The sequence below is a fragment of the Pseudomonas sp. GM74 genome (assembly GCF_000282455.1).
Classification (GTDB): Bacteria; Pseudomonadota; Gammaproteobacteria; order Pseudomonadales; family Pseudomonadaceae; genus Aquipseudomonas.
Genome location: NZ_AKJG01000082.1, coordinates 12,032 through 29,963, shown reverse-complemented (window position 1 = coordinate 29,963; position 17,932 = coordinate 12,032). Strand labels below are relative to the sequence as shown.

At 58.9% G+C, this 17,932-nt stretch carries 12 protein-coding genes and 5 pseudogenes; 10 read left to right on the top strand and 7 right to left on the bottom strand.

Annotated elements, in window-relative coordinates; genetic code table 11:
* Window positions 1-549 precede the first annotated feature (549 nt).
* The 5 genes from PMI34_RS11215 (at window position 550) to PMI34_RS0127360 (ending at window position 4,804) form a co-directional block, all read left to right on the top strand.
* Window positions 550-990, top strand: a complete 441-nt coding sequence (locus tag PMI34_RS11215; protein WP_008051027.1) for an Ohr family peroxiredoxin — start codon at window positions 550-552, stop codon at window positions 988-990.
* Between the two features lie 78 nt (window positions 991-1,068).
* Entirely contained in the window at window positions 1,069-1,521 is a 453-nt protein-coding gene (locus PMI34_RS11220) for an Ohr family peroxiredoxin (protein ID WP_008051026.1), read from the top strand.
* 127 nt (window positions 1,522-1,648) lie between these two features.
* Window positions 1,649-2,107, top strand: a complete 459-nt coding sequence (locus tag PMI34_RS11225) for a MarR family winged helix-turn-helix transcriptional regulator (protein ID WP_008051025.1) — start codon at window positions 1,649-1,651, stop codon at window positions 2,105-2,107.
* Between the two features lie 536 nt (window positions 2,108-2,643).
* Window positions 2,644-4,152 carry a multiheme c-type cytochrome gene (locus tag PMI34_RS11230; protein ID WP_008051024.1) on the top strand — a complete coding sequence of 503 codons (1,509 nt, stop codon included), beginning with the start codon at window positions 2,644-2,646 and terminating at the stop codon, window positions 4,150-4,152.
* A gap of 172 nt (window positions 4,153-4,324) precedes the next feature.
* Complete coding sequence (locus PMI34_RS0127360) at window positions 4,325-4,804, top strand: hypothetical protein (protein WP_238538789.1); 480 nt, start codon at window positions 4,325-4,327, stop codon at window positions 4,802-4,804.
* A gap of 255 nt (window positions 4,805-5,059) precedes the next feature.
* On the opposite strand, the pseudogene PMI34_RS11235 reads toward PMI34_RS0127360, so the two are convergent.
* The 3 genes and pseudogenes from PMI34_RS11235 to PMI34_RS11245 form a co-directional block, all read right to left on the bottom strand.
* Window positions 5,060-5,356 (bottom strand): annotated as a pseudogene (locus tag PMI34_RS11235) (transposase); the annotation flags it as partial.
* A 162-nt stretch (window positions 5,357-5,518) separates the two neighbouring features.
* Complete coding sequence (locus tag PMI34_RS11240; RefSeq protein ID WP_008051020.1) at window positions 5,519-8,395, bottom strand: multicopper oxidase domain-containing protein; 2,877 nt, start codon at window positions 8,393-8,395, stop codon at window positions 5,519-5,521.
* Window positions 8,396-8,768: 373 nt separating this feature from the next.
* Entirely contained in the window at window positions 8,769-9,692 is a 924-nt protein-coding gene (locus tag PMI34_RS11245) for a LysR substrate-binding domain-containing protein (RefSeq protein WP_008051019.1), read from the bottom strand.
* A gap of 135 nt (window positions 9,693-9,827) precedes the next feature.
* Here PMI34_RS11245 and PMI34_RS11250 point away from each other — a divergent pair, with 135 nt between their 5' ends.
* On the top strand, window positions 9,828-10,883 hold the full coding sequence (locus PMI34_RS11250; protein WP_008051017.1) for a tartrate dehydrogenase: 1,056 nt from the start codon (window positions 9,828-9,830) through the stop codon (window positions 10,881-10,883).
* 106 nt (window positions 10,884-10,989) lie between these two features.
* Window positions 10,990-12,345 carry a dicarboxylate/amino acid:cation symporter gene (locus PMI34_RS11255; RefSeq protein ID WP_008051013.1) on the top strand — a complete coding sequence of 452 codons (1,356 nt, stop codon included), beginning with the start codon at window positions 10,990-10,992 and terminating at the stop codon, window positions 12,343-12,345.
* 69 nt (window positions 12,346-12,414) lie between these two features.
* On the opposite strand, the pseudogene PMI34_RS0127355 reads toward PMI34_RS11255, so the two are convergent.
* Window positions 12,415-12,738: pseudogene (locus PMI34_RS0127355) on the bottom strand (isochorismatase family protein); the annotation flags it as partial.
* A 31-nt stretch (window positions 12,739-12,769) separates the two neighbouring features.
* Between PMI34_RS0127355 and PMI34_RS28265 the strand changes: the two are divergent.
* Together PMI34_RS28265 and PMI34_RS29350 are read left to right on the top strand one after the other, a co-directional pair.
* Window positions 12,770-12,901 (top strand): annotated as a pseudogene (locus PMI34_RS28265) (helix-turn-helix domain-containing protein); the annotation flags it as partial.
* Window positions 12,902-12,903: 2 nt separating this feature from the next.
* A pseudogene (locus tag PMI34_RS29350) lies at window positions 12,904-12,990 on the top strand (DNA-binding response regulator); the annotation flags it as partial.
* On the opposite strand, the pseudogene PMI34_RS0127350 reads toward PMI34_RS29350, so the two are convergent.
* Window positions 12,970-13,635: pseudogene (locus tag PMI34_RS0127350) on the bottom strand (histidine kinase); the annotation flags it as partial. The pseudogenes PMI34_RS29350 and PMI34_RS0127350 sit on opposite strands and share 21 nt — an antisense overlap.
* A gap of 127 nt (window positions 13,636-13,762) precedes the next feature.
* Window positions 13,763-14,680, bottom strand: coding sequence for a LysR family transcriptional regulator (locus PMI34_RS11260; protein WP_008051007.1), 918 nt, complete (start codon window positions 14,678-14,680; stop codon window positions 13,763-13,765).
* An 83-nt stretch (window positions 14,681-14,763) separates the two neighbouring features.
* On the opposite strand from PMI34_RS11260, the gene PMI34_RS11265 reads away from it, so the two are divergent.
* On the top strand, window positions 14,764-16,554 hold the full coding sequence (locus PMI34_RS11265; protein WP_008051005.1) for an acyl-CoA dehydrogenase C-terminal domain-containing protein: 1,791 nt from the start codon (window positions 14,764-14,766) through the stop codon (window positions 16,552-16,554).
* A gap of 67 nt (window positions 16,555-16,621) precedes the next feature.
* On the opposite strand, the gene PMI34_RS11270 is transcribed toward PMI34_RS11265, so the two are convergent.
* Complete coding sequence (locus PMI34_RS11270; protein WP_008051003.1) at window positions 16,622-17,887, bottom strand: MFS transporter; 1,266 nt, start codon at window positions 17,885-17,887, stop codon at window positions 16,622-16,624.
* Window positions 17,888-17,932 lie beyond the last annotated feature (45 nt).

Genomic DNA, 17,932 nt, shown 5'->3' with positions numbered 1-17,932 from the left:
GCCGAACGCCGCCTCGCAGGCTCGGCAGCTGCTACAAAGGGTGTCGCGGCTGAAATTGCTTAACTGACTGGCATTACTCATATGGCCGGTTTTTTTTGAGTGAAATACGTCCATTTCATTTCAGCGCCAAAGCGTTGACCTTCATGGGTGAAAGCGATCCGAAGCGCGTAGCCAGAGGCCTGGACGGTGAAAAGCGCATCATCCTTTCGACGAGGGGGAGAGGAGCGGGGTTTACCTCGCGTCTACCGCTCATCGCCAAGGCATAAAACAGGCTTTGACATCATGGGGGATTTGGTTGAATATTCACCCATCGCATACGATTAAATCGAAAGCGATAGGATACAACGACAACCCTTGCCGTTTGGAGACTTAACCATGAACACCGGAAGCCGCCGCACAATGTTTATCTCGACCGCTCACGTTTCCCATGGTCAAAACGGCAACAACTGGATCATTGCACACGCCAATTGGTAAACGTTGTATTTTTAAATGTCACTAATATCGTATGCGATACAATCGCACGAAAGATTAAATGCTGAGGAAGTCCCCATGAGCAAAATCGAAAAAGTACTGGCAACCGGCAAAACCCACACCACTCACAGCGGTGTCGGCGGTCACAACGGCAACCTCGATATCGAACTGTCGTCTCCTGGTTCTGCCCAGCCGGCCCACGTCTTTGCCGCCACGCAGCCGCACCCGAAAGCCGAGCAACTGTTCGCCGGGGCCTGGTCTGCCTGCTACACCGCGGCAGTGGGGCTGGTGGCCCAGGAGCGCAATATCGTGCTGCCGGCGGATATGGCCGTCGACATCGAAGTGGACCTGGGCCAGACGGGTCTGGCCTATTTCCTTCAGGCCCGACTGACCCTGCGAGTGCCAGGGCTGGCACAGGATGTCGCGACCGAACTGGCCCACAACGCCGATGCAATCTGCCCATACTCCAAAGCCACACGCGGCAATATCGACGTTGCCCTGAACGTGATTACGGCGTGATGCCCGGATGCATCACTAATATCGCATGCGATGCAAGCGTGCACGAACATAACTCACTGTAATCCTGAGGGAATCATCATGAGCAAGATTGAAAAAGTACTGGCAACCGGCAAAACCCACACCACTCATAACAGCGCAGGCAACACCTCGCGCGGCCACAACGGCAACCTCGACATCGTGCTGTCGTCCCCCGGCAGCGACACACCGGCACACGTGCTCACCGCCGTCCAGCCGCACCCGAAAGCCGAGCAACTGTTCGCCGGCGCGTGGTCGGCCTGCTACATCGCAGCGGTGGGGCTGGCCGCCCAACAGATGAGGGTGACTCTGCCGAGCGACACGGCCGTCGACATTGAAGTGGACCTGGGCCAGACCGGTGCGGCTTACTTCCTCCAGGCCCGACTGACCCTGCGAGTGCCAGGGCTGGACCAAGGGGTGGCGACCGAGTTGGCCCACAACGCCGATGCAATCTGCCCATACTCCAAGGCCACACGCGGCAACATTGATGTCGACATCAACGTCCTGACGGCATAACCCCCATTGCGGCCGGCTCACCGGGGATCTTCCCGGTGAGCCGGCCGTCGGTGTTTATACGCACTTCCGATACCATCGCGTACGACGTATAGTTTCAGTCTCGCCAGACTGACCCAAGAGATCGCCCATGAAAAACACCGACAAGACATCCGCCCTGGATCTCAAGCTCTCCGAGTTCCTGTGTTTTGCGGTCTATTCAACCAACCTGGCCTTCGGCAAGGCCTACAAGCCGATGCTCGAACGGCTTGGCCTGACCTACACGCAATACATCACCCTGGTTGCGCTGTGGGAGGAAGACAACCAGACCGTTGGCAGCCTGGGTGAAAAGCTGTTTCTCGAATCCAATACCCTCACGCCGATCCTGAAGAAACTGGAAGCGATGGGGTACTTGCTGCGCCAGCGCGACCCGGAAGACGAACGCCAGGTGCGGATCAGTCTCACCAAAGAGGGGCGAAAACTGCGTGAAGGCCTCACCGAAGACGGCTTCCCGCAAACCGGTCTTGACCCTGACGACTTCGTGCAGATGCAGAAGGCCATTGTGAAGTTGCGGGGCAGTCTTATTCGGTCGACCAAGGACAGAGAGTAAGTCGTACCCGGTAAAGCGAGTAACCCCGGTTTTGCGGAGTGGACTGCGCGCAGAAACCCTTTCCTATTGCGCAATCAGGTGCATAAGTGCAGCAGGTTGCAGCGATAGAGAGTCGTCGGCCCAAGTAACGGATCAAAGCGGGCTTTAACCCCGGAGCGTAATACGAATATCGGATGTTGTGCGGCGGTTGTACCGCAGGACTGGCCCTTGGTCTGAATCCCCCCGGTTTCGGAGTGAATTCCCCCCGCTACTGGGCGCGATTCCCCAGCAGGAATCGCGTCTCCATTCGCTTGTGAATTTCAATTTCAGAGCAATGTTTGCGGGGCGTTCAGGCATGCCGGTAAAAATTGTCAGATCGATGGCAGGGTAATTGCTGAGCGAGGCTATCCCGTTCATGAAAGGTGTCGGGACGCCGTGGAGCTGTCAGTACCCCCATTGAGTGATTGATGGAACCGTCGGGTTGCATCGCGAAATACCCCTGGCTACTCAATGGAAGTGCTGCGGTCATCCTCTGCTACTGTCCAGGGGACGTCGATATGTATCACTTCAAGTCAGCGCTGCACCGGTTATCGGTATTGATCATTCCATGGACGCTGGTTTGCCTGCTCGCGGTAACGCTGGTGGCGGCGGACGAGCCTCAGGGCAATGACAATCAAAGTAATGACAAGTGGCTGGAGCCGGCACGTTCCAGGCTCATGCATGTGATTGGCGGGATGCCGTTCTTCCCCCATCGGGCCAATACCACCGGCAACCTGATCCTGAATGTGAAGGACTTCGACAATGCCCAGGTCTGTGGCGCTTGCCATACGGAGATCTACAAACAGTGGCGTTCATCGATGATGTCCCAGGCCTGGGATGAACCCATCTATCGGGCCTTGCTCAAGCGTGCGAGTTCGGCCACCGAGGGAAAGGTCGATAACTTCTGCACCGGCTGCCATACCCCGATCGGTCTCACGACCGGGCAGATCAATTCGCAGGTCAACCGCTCCTCGATTGAAGACAGCGCGAAGAATCATCCGATGCCTGGGGTCGATTGCGAGACCTGCCACAACATCAGTGCCCGCACGGGCCTCGATAACGGTGCCTATGTTCTGAGCCCGCGAGCGAACGGCAAGCCGACCAAGTTCGGCCCGCGCAGGGATGCCGTTTCGCCTTATCACGACACCGTGTATTCCGCCCTGCACACCCGCTCGGACTTTTGCGGCACCTGCCACAACGTCACGCACCCCTTCAGCAGCGTGGCGGTGGAGCGCACCTATGACGAGTGGCAGGAGAGCACCTACAGCCTTAACAATGTGACCTGCCAGAGCTGCCACATGCCGGGTTTCAAGGGTAAGGCCGCGATCATGGGGCCAGACCGTGAGGAGGTTGCCTCGCATTGGTTCAGCGGAGCCAATGCAATGATGCTCAAGCATCTCGGTCAGGAGGAGGGCGCGCAACGGGCACGCGACATGCTCGGGCGCGCCGGGGACATAAAGTTCGAGCAAGTGCCGGCAGCCATGACGCCCGGGCAATACACCTCTGTAGCCGTCAAGGTGACCAACGTCGGCGCCGGGCACAAGCTGCCGACCGGCTTTCCCGAGGGTCGGGAGATGTGGATCGATTTCCGGGTGCAGGATGCCAATGGTCGCCAGATCTATCGCCTGGGTTCGATCAAGGACGGCAAGACCGAGGTCAACACACGCAATTTCAAGGTGCACATAGGCGACAAGGACGGCAATCCGCTGGACGTCGAGGTCTGGAATGCCACGCAGATTCTCTCGGACAACCGCATTCTGCCCAAGGGCTACGATATCGGAGAGTTTTCCTTCCTGGTGCCGGCCGACGCCGTCGGACCGCTGACCCTGACAGCCGATCTGAACTACTGGCCGTTTTCCCAGAAACTCGCTGACTACCTGCTCGGCAAGGATAAAGTGCAGGTGGAAATCACCCGGATGGCCAACGTCACGCAGAGCGTACCCTTGTCGACCGGATCCGAGACGGCGAAGCAGGCGGTGCCCTCGAAGTCGAAACTCGACGACGCCAGCGCTTACTACAAGCAATGAACATGTCGTCGTAATGCCTGAAAAGCCGGCGTGATTCAAGTTTCCTCAACCAGGGTATTCAAAGTCTCGCCGTGCTCAAACCACCTGCTGCAGCAGTGGTCACTCAGTGGCACAACCTTCGGGATGAAACTACCCTGATGAAACACTTATCTCCGTCCTGTGGAGCTGGAAAATGATACGGATTTTTGCTGCCACTATCGTCTTCACAATGCTCGTCGCGCTTTCAAATACAGTGTTTGCTGAAACACCCTCACATAAAGATGCTCGCACATTCGTTGCCCAGGCACAGATAGGCAGAAACCTCTCTATCCTTGCACTTTCGGCAGCGAAAAGAACGATTACCTACGCGATGATCGTCACGAAGCTTGGAAGTGCAGATGCAAACAGTGCCGTGTCTGGTGAAATCAATGCATTGCTGCCGCAGTATCAGCCTAAGTGGGATGAGAACCTTGCGGCAGCCTATGAGAAGTCATTCTCTCAAGAAGAGTTGTCATCACTCGTGTCTGAAGGCCGCGCATCAAAATACGCGGTAAAAGTGAAAGAACAGCAATCCGAAATTGGTAGAGATATGCAGTCGAGTTCCGAGCCACTTCTGATTGCTCTTGTCACCGAGGCGCTTAAGGCGACTCTGTCCAAATACATCCCGAAATAAACTGTAAAACAGGGCGGCCGGCATCGCGGCCTCGAACGAAAACGCCCGCAAGACACAGGAATCGTTCATCAAGGTGGCAGAGGAGCGCATCGTTGTTTACTCGTCCGATGCAGCAACGTAGATGAAGTCCTGCTTACCGAATCGGCCTTCGGCTTTGCTGCCTGAGGTCAGGGGTTTCGGCACGAAGGTGGCGATGCCAGCCTGCTCGCAGGCAAGGATTTCCAGACCCTTGTAATAACCTCGGTCGGCGACCACCGTCAGCCACATCGGCTCGACGTTACGTTCGGCCTCACGCTCACGCTCACGCCGGCGGCTGGGCTGAATCCGATTGAGGCAACCGTAAATATAGATCTTCAGCAAGATCGCTGGATGGTAGGCCGGACGCCCCGTTGCAGCAGGATCAACACCCTCAAACCCAAGTGCACCCAAGTCGAGTTCATCGACGAAAACGTCGACCACTCGCACTGGGTTTTATTCGGCTACGTAATCATCCAGGCATTCCGGCAGCAACGTGACTTGCGTCCGGGCCTCACCTTCAATGAATCGCTTCATGATCGTCCCCGCCACGATCCAGACGATTAGACAATCGCAGGCGTTTTCACACAGCCTGGACCCAAAGCCGACCGTGATGACAGGCGGCTTTGGGATTGAAACGGTCATGCAGTCGGTTTTTTGCGTTTGCCGACGACATGACCAGCCGTTTGATAGGCGACGCTAGCCTCCGCTGCCGCTGCCGCTGCCGCTGCCGCTGCCGCTGCCGGTTTCCTGGTTATTGTCGACCTTGACCTGTGGCCCGACGCCATCTCCCGTACGGAATGTCGGTAACGCAACCGAGTTCACGAATTTAACGCCGTCCCAGCTGGGCAAAGGTGTGGGCATCAATTGGATCTGGCCCGGGTGCTCGGAGTCCCAACGCAGCAGCATCGCCGTGTCCTCATGCTGGGTGTTGTGGCAGTGCTCCATGTAGGTACCGGCAAACTCACGGATGCGTAAGGCCATTTCGACATTTTCGAGGCTCTCGGGATGGCGGCCTACATTGTAGATATCCTTGCGCGCGCCTTTTTCCCATTCGGGTGGTGGTTTTCCACCTCGAGTGAGAATGATCCCTTCCTCGAAGTGCACATGCACCGGGTGACTCCAGCCATTGCCACCGTTCTGGATCTTCCAGACTTCCAGCGTACCTTCACCCTTGAACCCCGCCGGTGTCGGGCCAGTGGCCAGTTGTGGCGCGGCTGAAATCCGGCGTGGGTCCATGCCGAAGCCTTCGCCGCCATCGGTCTTGATCGTCCAGGGCTTGAAATCCGTGCCGTTGGAGCGGCCAAAGATAAAGGTGCGGTGCCGCGCCTGGGCAAGCCGGGCGATATCGGCAGGGTCATCACGGTGCAAGGGCAGGGGGATCATGAACTTGCCCTCGGGCTTGCCAGGCTTGGCGGGCTCGAAGTCGACCGGGTTCATGCTGACATCCTGGCCGGTGTAAGGCTGGACGTTCAATTGCAGGAACAGGCCCACGCCCGGGTCACCGTTGACCCACTGTGGCCCGTGGCTGGTTTGCCTGACAACGGGCAGGTATTTCCCGGAGAGTACATCGGCCAATGGAATGTCGCGATTAGGGCGCTTGCCGTCTTCATGCTCCTCGATATTGACGAAGAAAATCTTGTCGCCCGGGCTGATGCCGTTTTTCGCGAAGTCGACGACGATGTCATAGCGTTCGGAAATGCCCTGTATCGGCAGAATGGCATTGTGGTTCTGTGTGTCGCCGTCGCCATCGAGGTCCAGGCTGCCATCGAACGGCACCGCGTGCTCCATGATATTGCCGTCGTTGGCAATCATGTGGAACGGCACCCGGTTATAGGAAACCCCGGAGCCGTTCGGGCCAGGAAACTCGCCACCATTGCCATTGACCTGACGCACCACCGCCAGCTTGAAGTAGCGAGAAACCGATCCGTTGAGAATGCGCAAACGGTAGCGGCGGGCACGTACGTCCAGGAAGGGCTTGTACTCCCAGTTGGTCAGCACCTGGTCACCGAGAAAACCGTCGGTGTTGAAGGGGTTGAACCACAACTGGCCGGCCTGGTCCCAGGCCTTGTCGGCGATCGTCAGGTTGACGTCATAGTCGCGGTTACCCCACCCCAGCCCCGAACCGCTGGGCAAGCGCAGGTTGACCCCGTCGTCGACCGACTCGTTGCCGCGGTCCACGGCGCTGTAGTAGTTCATCATCGTCGCATTGCCCTTGTAGACATTCTGCGCGGTGAAATCGAGCATGTGGTCGTGGAACCAGTGGCTGCTCATGGTTTCGCGCCAGTCGCCACGGATCTTGATGGTGCCTTGCTCGCAAGTCTTGAAGCCGGGGTTGGCGTCGTTGACGAACAGGGTTTCACCGGGGTCGCAGGGGAACGCCGCACGCGGATCCTGAGCGCTGGTATTGATGCTGTCGTAGCCTGCCAACTGGATCGGCCAGCGATAGTCGTAGAACTGGCCCGGGAAGAAGAACGCGTTGGCAAAACCGTCGCTTTCGGCGGGCGAGTGGCCGTTATGTTCGTGGGTGGAGAGGGTGTGCAGGCCAAAGCCCCGGTTGGCCGATGGGTCAATGGGCAAGGCATCGTAATGACGCATCAGCATCGCCTGGCCATAGCGTACCAGGAGCAGTTTGGGCGGAAAGGTGCCGTCGAAGGTCCACAGCGAATTGTGGTCCTGGACAGGGAAGTTGGCGTGAAACTGCACTTGAATGCCCTTGGTCGTGCCCTCGTTGTTCGGGTTGCCGTTGGTGTTGTGGTAGAGCCCGCCTGGCGCAAATTCCCCCACGGCGTAGTTATGCCGTTGCATACGATCACGCAAGCCGCTGTTGACGTGCGCGCCGGCTTGCACAGTCTTGAAGGCGTCGCGCGGGAAAAACTCATTGAAACGCTGGTGCGACCAGCCTTTGCCCGGTGGCCGGCCTTCTGCGGGTGAATCGACCCGGCGGTTGAGGAAAAGCTCGATCTGCGCCTTCCAGGGGTTGCGGTCCAGTACATTGGAGAACTCTGTCGGGAAGGGCGTCAATGCCGGCTCTCTGAGAAAGGCATCCAGCGCCGCCGGCGACGGGCCGCTACGCGCTACGTTCAATGGATCTTGCGCCGGCGCGGGGCCCAGCGTCGGAACCGGAAACGGAACGGGTGATGGCGGGTCGGTCGCATCCAGTTTGTTCGAGCCGAACTCCTCGAACAGTTCAAGCTTCTGGGTGAACGGTTGAGCCCCGAACACCGGGCTGGCGTTGCCGTTGGTAGGGATATTGAAACTGGGTTGCAGATTGGGTGGCAGCACATTGTCGACCAAGGGGGTTCGGCGGTTACCGACTACTCCATTGGGCAAGTCGAAAGCGCCGACGTTTGCGGGAGGCAACTTGAGCAAGTCCCTCAATGCGGCATTTGGGTCGGCGGGCTGATTGGTGAACGCCGATGGGTCGGTAGGAGGCGGTGGATCGGTGTTGTCGAGGGGGGCTGCCCGGGTCTGGGACAAGCCCAGCCCAAACACGATCACGGCAGCAGAGATACTCAACGCCAGTCTGGTTTTGGACAATGGACTAGGTTTCGGCCTTCCGGCATCCAGTTTCATCGCAAACACCTCTGACGGGTTCCTCGAAGCGTGGCAATACATGGATAACGAGCCACAGCTTCCAGCCCGACTGGCGAAACGCTTGATGTCGGGCCGGGATGGGAACGATGCATATTTCCCGCCGAAAGTGACAGGAGGTGAATGATGGCTCTACGCCGTGTCCCCTTATCCGCCGGCTCCAAGCTGGCGGATGAGTAGCCAGGATGAATACCCCGATGACGGGGAATATCCCCCAATACCGGGTGCAATTGTGCGGGGTGTCTGGGGGAAGAGACTTGGCCACTTTCTGAATGTTTCGATGACCGATTGCTGTCATTGAACCCGACTTCATCGGTGCCCGCTGCTGGCGGAAGTGACTGCGGGCCCAGGCTGTTCAGTCGTGCAGGCCTGCGGTTTCATCCAGGTGGTCAATGTGCCGGAAACGCTCCACCAGGAAATCGATCAGGCTGCGCACACGGGCTGACAGGTGTAACTGTTGCGGGTATACCGCATATACATCGGCGCGGGTCGGGGTCTGGTCTTCCAGCACTAATCGCAAGCGACCGCTGCGCACGTATCGGGCAATGTCCCATTCGGCGCGCAACAGAATGCCGTAGCCTTCAAGCGCCCAATTCAGGGCCACTTCGCCGTCATTGCAGCCCAGTGCGCCACGGACCTTGATGTTTTGCGTGCGCCCCCCGTTGGTGAAACTCCACACACCGTAGGGCGTTTCGTTTTGCCTGAGAAAGATGCAGTTGTGTTGCTGCAGGTCCGACAGGCGTTGCGGTACACCATGCTTTTCCAGGTACAGCGGCGAAGCGCATAGAAGACGGCGATTGGACGCGATCTTGCGGGCGTGGAAGGCGGCGTCCGGCAGGGTGCCGAAGCGTATGCCCAGGTCGAACCCATGGGTCGTCAGGTCCAGGGGGTGATCGCTGATTTCCAGCTGCACCTCCACCTCCGGGTACTGGGCGAAGAATGCACCCAGGGCCGGGCCGATGTATCGGCGACCGAAACCCAGCGACGCGTTGACCCGAATCAGGCCTTTGGGTGTGGCCCGACTGCTGTGGATCAACCGCTCGACCTCATCGATCTGCGTCAGGATGCGGGCGGCGTGGGAAAACAGCAGCTCACCTTCCGAAGTCAGGCTCATGGAGCGCGTGGTGCGATTGACCAGGCGGATGCCCAGTCGAGCCTCCAGCGCAGTGAGACGCTTGCTGACCGCCGGCGGCGTGATACCCAGTTCCCGTGCAGTCGCGGCAAGACTGCCTTTATTGGCCAAGAGGTAGAAAAACGACAAATCCAGGGTCTGGCTCATTCGTAACTCAAAGTTATTTATGTAGTGATTATGAGTAACTCACACCTATTTGTTCACTACATATACTCCGCTCACACCCTGATTGAACAGCCCGTTCGACAGACACAACAAGAAACTACGAGAGTGGAGTTGACCATGAGCACATACAAGATTGCAGCGGTTCCAGGTGATGGCATCGGTGTCGAAGTGATCGCCGCTGGCGTCGAGGTGCTGCAAGCCCTGTCGAAAAAGTCCGGCTTCCAGCTGGATTTCAAACATTTCGACTGGAACTCGGATAACTACCTGAAAAACGGCTACTACATTCCCGAAGGTGGCCTAGAAGAACTGAAAACCTTCGATGCCATCTTCTTCGGTGCAGTGGGCGCGCTCAACGTGCCGGACCACATTTCACTCTGGGGTTTGCGCCTGCCGATTTGCCAGGGCTTCGACCAATACGCCAACGTACGTCCTGCCCGGGTACTGCCGGGGGTGAAGAGCCCGCTGCACAACGGCGATCAAATTGACTGGGTGGTGGTGCGGGAAAACTCCGAAGGTGAGTACTCCGGCAACGGTGGTCGGGTACACCGTGGCCTGCCGGAAGAGGTCGCCACCGAAGTCTCGGTATTCACCCGTGCCGGCGTCGAGCGCATTCACCGTTTCGCTTTCGAACTGGCGCGCAGTCGTCCACGCAAGCACCTGACCATGGTCACCAAGTCCAACGCCCAGCGTCATGGCATGGTGCTGTGGGACGAGATTTTCTACGAAGTGGCCAAGGATTTTCCGGACGTCAGGATCGACAAGGAACTGGTCGATGCGGTGACCACGCGCATGGTGCTCAAACCGTCGACGCTGGATGTGATCGTCGCCACCAACCTGCACGCCGACATCCTGTCTGACCTGGCCGCGGCACTGTCCGGCAGCCTGGGCATCGCACCGACCGCCAACCTCAACCCGTCACGTCAATTCCCATCGATGTTCGAACCGATCCACGGCTCGGCGTTCGACATCACCGGCAAAGGTGTGGCCAACCCGATCGCGACGTTCTGGACGGCCGCGATGATGCTCGAGCACCTCGGTGAAAACGCCTGCGCCAAGCAGTTGATGTCAGCGATCGAAGCGGTGACCGAAAGTGGTTTGCACACCCCGGACCTTGGCGGCAACGCCACCACCCGCCAGATCACGGATGCGGTCATCGCATTGATCAACCGCTGATTTTTCCAGCGCTTGCAGGCAGTACTGCGGCACAACGCCGAGGAGCAGGTCAGTTGATCTGACTCCTTGGCATTTCCTGACAACAATAAAAAATCAGGGCCCTGTCATGAAAAGAATATTCGGCAAACTCTATGTGCAAGTGCTGATCGCCGTGATCCTCGGCGCCATCGTCGGCGTGTTCGTTCCCGAAACCGGCGCTGCGCTCAAACCTTTGGGCGATGCCTTCATCAAATTGATCAAGATGCTCCTCGCTCCGGTGATCTTCCTGACCGTGGTCACAGGGATTGCCCGCATGGAAAACATGAAGGAGCTGGGGCGTGTAGGCTTTCGGGCCTTGCTCTATTTCGAAGTGGTCTCGACCCTGGCGCTAGTGGTCGGCCTGGTGGTGGTCGATGTGTTCAAGCCCGGTGCCGGCATGAATATCGATGTCGCCACCCTCGACACCTCCAGCCTGGCCACCTACACCTCGGCGGTGAAACATGCATCGTTCATGGACTTCGTCATGAACATCATCCCTGACACCATCGTGGATGCCTTCGCCAAGGGCAATGTGCTGCAGATCCTGCTGTTTTCCATTCTGCTGGGCATCGCCCTGGCGCATGTAGGGCCACGGGGCAAGGCATTCGTCGATACGCTCGATAGCCTGATGCAGGGTATGTTCCGCATCGTCAACATGGTCATGCGCCTGGCACCGATCGGCGCATTTGGTGCCATCGCCTTCACGATCGGCAAGTATGGCTTCGGCTCGCTGTTCTCTCTGGGCAAGTTGATGGCTTGCGTCTATCTCACCTGTGCCGTGTTCGTGATCTTCGTGCTCGGTCCGATATGCCGCTACAGCGGTTTCAGCCTGTGGAAGTTCTTGAAGTTCATCAAGGAAGAATTGTTCACCGTGCTGGGTACCAGTTCTTCGGAGTCGGTGCTGCCACAGATGATTTCGAAAATGGAGAAGGTCGGGGTGTCCAAACCCGTCGCCGGGATGATCATTCCCTCCGGCCTGACCTTCAACCCGGACGGGCAAGCGATCTACTACACCATTGCCGCGATATTCATTGCCCAGGCGACCAACACGCCGTTGACCCTGACCGATCAACTGATCGTGCTGGCGGTGCTGATGTTCACCTCAAAAGGCTCGGCAGGTGTCACCGGTTCCGGGTTCATCATTCTGGCCGCTACCTTGTCTTCCCTGGGCACCATACCGGTGGCGGGCATGGTGTTGTTGCTGGGTGTCGACCGGTTCATGTCGGAAGCGCGGGCAATCACCAACACCATCGGCAATGGCGTGGGCACCATGGCGATTGCCAAATGGGTCGGGGCGCTGGACACCGTCAAGATGCACAAGGCACTCAATGGTGAGATCGAGGAGCAAAAGCCCGAGGAGGTGCGGGCGGAGGTTGTTCATACCCATTCATCGGTAGCGAGCAGTCCCTTGCTGCCCAGCCTTGACAAAGCCTCTCGAGCGTAAGTATCCGGGGGCCCTTGGCAGGCGGACTGAACCTCGATACGAGATTCAGTCCGTTGCCCTGTAAACGTCTTAACCTTGAAGTGCTTCCATCAGCACTTGTACCAACTGCCCACCTTCTGGAGTCGCCCAGCTTCCAGCCAGTTCGGCAATCAGTTGGTTGGTGGTGGTCAATGTCACGCCGCCCTTGTCCATTCGGCGCAGGGCGATGTCATCGGCCATGACGCTGGGTCAACCTCCGCCATCAGCGACTACCTGAACTTCAAAGCCGTCACGTACCAGGCTAAGGGCCGGGTAAACGGTGCAGACGTCATTGGTGACACCGGCAATAATCAGTTTTTTGCGGCCGGTAGCCTTGACGGCGGCGGCGAAGTTTTCATCGTCCATGGCATTGACGAAATGACTAATCCATTAATGGGATAATGCCTTGGAATATCTCAACGATATGGCGCTGTTTGTCGAGGTGGTAAAGGCGCGCAGTTTCAGTCGCGCGGCAGAAACCCTGGGGATCCCCAACTCGACCCTGTCCCGGCGCATAAGCGAGCTGGAGAAAGGCATCCCGAAGATGACGCCCTTCTGGCACTGGATGCCGGCGCGCGCGGGTATGTGTTGAAAGGTGTCAGCGGACCGGACCTCATTCAATGCGTCGGTGGCCGCGCCACGAATGGTTTCCAGCGACTCCTGATCGACCGCGGAGCAGTTTTCGGCCAGGTCGTCGAGGCGGATCAGAATCAAGGTCAACAACTGCGCCGGCCCATCGTGCAGGTCTGCGCCAATGCGCCGCAAGGTGAGTTCGTTGACCCGGGAAAATTCCTGGGTAGCCGTCGCCATCTTGTGCTGGAGTTCGGCATTGCTGATGTGCAAGCGGGTTTGTTCCTGCAGCCGCAAGCGCAGCGCCACTTGCTGTTGCTGTTGCTGGATAATCTTGTCACTGCGTCGCACGATGAAGAAGAGCAGCGTCAGCATTGCCAGTGTCGCGGTGCCCACATCCGCCCATACCTGCTGCCGGACGCGACTGATCTCGCGCTTGAGGCTATCGGCCTTTTCATAGAATTCGCCCACCGGGATGATATCTCCGGTGCGTGAATCCCGCAGGGGTGCGTAGATCTCATAGAGCGGTACGTTGAGCTTGCGTTCGAACTCGTTCTCATCCTCGTCCAGGTCTTTGAGGTCGGTGACCACATTGCCCTTGAGTGCCTCGGTGATTTCATCGAGTGGGAATTTTCGGTCGGTGATAGCTCTGTTCGTGCCGTAGATCACCGTGCCATCCGTTCGCCAGATCTTGACCTGCAACTCAACGGATATCTGGAGATTCGCTGTGGGCGCCACGCCCATGACTGACAGTAGTTCACTGTATGGCGATCCGACAGTTTCACGGGCGTACCAGGCACCACCGATGATCAGCCGGAGCATCGCCGGTTCAAGCCGGACGCACCGCCAGGATTTGCTCGATCAACCACGCCAGCGCCGGCTCATGTTGGCGTTGCGCCAGATACACCAGTTCAAGGTGGAACGAGCCGACGTCGAACGGCAATTCGAACACCTGCAGTGGTAGCAGTTGCGCGAATTGATTGGCCAGCTGGGTCGGCAGGACGACGCTCAAGTCCGAATGGGCGACCAGGTGCGCCGCCTGCAGGTAGTTGGGTGTGGTGTAGACGATTTTTCTCGACAGGCCTTGCTTGCCCAGCCATTGGTCGACCATGCCGCGCGACTGGCCGCCACTCACCCAGAGATGGCGCAGCCTCAGGAAGTTATCCAGTGTGAGTGGGTCGTGTGCCAGCGGATGCTGCTTGCGCACCGCCAGTCGCAGGGTTTCGCTGTGCCAGGCACGGCGGGTGAAACGCGCCGGCACTTCCTCGAAGCGTCCCAGAACCATGTCCAGTTCACCCCGGTCCAGCAGTTCGGCAGGAAGGCTGGGGGCGAGGTGAGCAACGTCGATACGCAGGTTTGGCGCTAGCTCACCCAGGCGCGCAAGCAAGGGCGGCATGCACAGCTGTTCGACAAAGTCAGTCAGCGCGATGCGCACCTGCTGCTGGCTCAGGCGTGGGTCGAAGGTTTCTCCGGCATTGAGTGTCTGTTCGATCTGTTGCAAGGCCGCGCGAATCGGCCCTTCAAGCGCCAGCGCCCGGGAGGTGGGTTGCATGTGGCGGCCAACCCGCACCAGCAAGGGGTCGTCGAACAGTGAGCGCAGGCGGGCGAGGGCGTTGCTGACGGTGGGCTGGCTGAGGGCCAGGCGTTCGGCTGCTCGCGACACGTTCTGTTCGCGCAGCAGCATATCGAGTACGCGGAGCAAATTCAGATCGAAGTTTTTTAAATTCAAATTACAAATACCAGGCATACGAAAATGAAATTTCAAAAATAGTAGGCGCCTGCTTAGGGTGACGGCAATCTTTTCCGCTCTGCCAACCCATGAGGCCCGCCATGAAGTATCAAGCTCCCCTGCGCGACATGCGTTTTGTGCTGCACGAACTGTTCGATGTCAGTGGTCATTGCGAGCGGTTGAGCAAGGGGCTGGACCGGGAAACCATCGACGGCGTCCTTGAAGAAGCCGCCCGCTTCGCCGCCGAAGTGGTCGCACCGCTGAACCGCAACAGTGACGAGCAGGGTTGCCGGCTTCACGACGGCCACGTCACTACGCCCCAGGGATTTCGCGACGCCTATCGGCAGTACGTCGATAACGGCTGGGCCAGCATGACCGGACCGCTGGAGTTCGCCGGCCAGGGTTTCCCGCAACTGATATCGGCCAGCTTCCACGAAATGCTGATGGCCGCCTCATTGTCCTTTCGCATTTATTCCGGCCTCACCGAAGGCGCGGTGCTTGCATTGCATCGCCATGGCAGCGAGGCGCTCAAACGGGCGTACCTGGAAAAAATGGTCAGCGGTGAATGGTCCGGCACCATGTGCCTCACCGAGCCCCAGGCCGGTACCGACCTGGCCCTGCTGCGAACCCGTGCCCAGCCTCGAGCCGACGGCAGCTATCAGGTCAGCGGCAGCAAGATCTTCATCAGCGGTGGCGAGCAGGACCTGACCGCCAACATCATTCACCTGGTCCTTGCCCGTTTGCCGGATGCACCGGCCGGGGTGAAGGGCATCAGCCTGTTCCTGGTGCCCAAGTTCATTGCCGCGGCCGATGGAGCACCGGGGCCGCGCAATTCGCTGAGTTGCGGCGCACTGGAACACAAGATGGGCATCAAGGGCGCGTCCACCTGCGTGATGAACTTCGACGGCGCACAAGGCTGGTTGATCGGTGAACCGAATCAGGGGCTGGCCTGCATGTTCACCATGATGAACGATGCACGCTTCCAGGTTGGCCTGCAGGGACTGGGCATCGCCGAAGCCGCCTTCCAGGGTGGCCTGGCTTATGCCCGCGAGCGCCTGCAGTCGCGGGCCATCAGCGGCCCGGTGGCACCGGACAAGAACGCCGACCCGATCATCGTGCATCCCGATGTACGGCGCATGCTGCTGACGCAAAAAACCTTGAGCGAAGGTTGCCGCTTGCTCGCCGCCTACACCGCGCTGCAACTGGACCTTGAACACGGCGACCCACAACCCGAGGCTCGCCAGAAGGCGAGTCGTCGGGCGGCGCTGCTGATTCCGATCGTCAAGGCCTTCTTCACCGACGTCGGCCAGGAAGTCGCCAGCCTGGGCGTTCAGTTGTACGGCGGTCACGGTTACATCCGCGAGTGGGGCATGGAGCAATTGATGCGCGACAGCCGCATCACTCAGCTATACGAGGGGACCAACGGTATCCAGGCGCTGGATCTGCTTCGGCGCAAGGTGCTGGGCGACGGCGCAACGGAGTTGGGCGCCCTGATCGATGAACTGGCCGTGCATGTCGACGTGGCCGGTTCGCAAGCATCGCTGAGGGAGATGGCCAAGGCCATGCAACAGCGTCTCGCCGAGTGGCGTGAACTGGGTACCGAGGTGGTCGAGGCGTGTCGGCATGATGTGCAGGAAATCGGCGCCATGTCGGTGGACTTCCTGGCGTACAGCGCTTATGTGCTGGTGGGCGGGCTGTGGTTGCAGGCGGCTGTGCGTGCCCAAGCCGCACTGGATGCAGGCACCGACGAACCCGGGTTCTATCGGGCCAAGCTGCAAGCGGCGGATTTTTACTGGCGCCGGGTGCTGCCCCGTGCCAGTGGCCACCGCGAAAGCCTGCTGGGCGGTGCCCATTGCCTGATGGCCATGGACGAGGCCGATTTCGCATTTTGATGGCGACCCTGTGCGGCGGTAACCGAGAGGATTCGGTTACCGCCGCAACGCGTACACCCACCTATATTCAGGCTTGCGCGGCGCTGACCTTGCCAGTGATCGTGGCATTTTTGCGGACTGCTTGATACAGCAGGCTGGACACCAGGAACCCGACAATGGCCAATACGCTCATCAACGAGAACACGTAGTTGTAGCCCTGTTGACCCGGGAAGTGGTCAAGGATTGCGCCATAGATGACGTAGGCGAACATGCCGGGCGCATAGCCGATCAGGCAACCGATCCCAAAGGCTGAACCGGTGATGTGCTGGGGAATGCCGACTTCACCCATGGGTGCCCAGAACACGCCGCGCATGGAAAAGACAATCAGCGCGAAGGAAAGGGTGGCCGCCATGCCGGCGTAGATGAAATCCGGGCTTTTCGGGATGAGCATGATGACGCCCATCAGCGGCAACAACGCCAGGAATGCCCACTTCAGATAGCGGCTGGAACTCTTGAACTGTTTGTCGGCAATGAAGCCACCGGCAGGGCCGCCCAGGATCTTGAGGAAGTACTGGTTGATGATGCCGTAGGCGCCTACCAGGGCCACGGGCAGTTCGTACATTTCCTTGAGGTAGGGAATGAAATAGGTCAGGCCGCAGTACACGATGTAGACCATGAACACGTTGAGGCTGACCAGCCAGATGCCCGGCACCTTGATGGCCTCGAGCAGGTTGGACAACCCGTTCTTCGGCTTGACGGTCGACTGGGTTTTGCCGCTCTTGAGCAGCAGCCAGGTCAGGGTGCCGGCAAGAATGTCGATGACCGAGTAGAAGAGGATCGCCGATTTCAGACCGTTTTCACCGGAGCCCATGGCGACGAAGACACCCAGCGCAGAGAAGGCGACCAGGGTATCGATGACGCCACGCCCGCCTTCGAGCAGGCCGAACAGGCGACCCTGTTCCTTATCGTCGCCCAGGTTGCGGATGGCTTTGAGCAGCGAAGGCCAAAAGAGGCAGTCGGCACACACGGCCAGCAGGCAGAACACAACCAGCAGGTTGCTGAAGGGTGGAAAGGTCGCCAGGTAGAGCCCCAGGCCCCCGGTACCGATCAGGCCGAGGGGGATCAGCTTGCGCGTATCGAACCGGTCGGCGAGCATGCCGCCGACCACGAACAGCGCGGTGGCGATGATGGCGTTGGCGCTCAGCAGCACGCCGATTTCAGTGTGGGACAGCCCCATGAATTCTTGCATGGGGATGTAAAAGGCGTCTTTGAGATTCGCCAGCTTGTAGATGGTGCCGCCACCGAGGATGAGAATCAGGAATCTGAGCCATTTGGCCTTGTCTTGGGATGTCATTATTGTTCTCCAGGCGTAATTGGGTAGGCAGTGCCGGTCGGCACG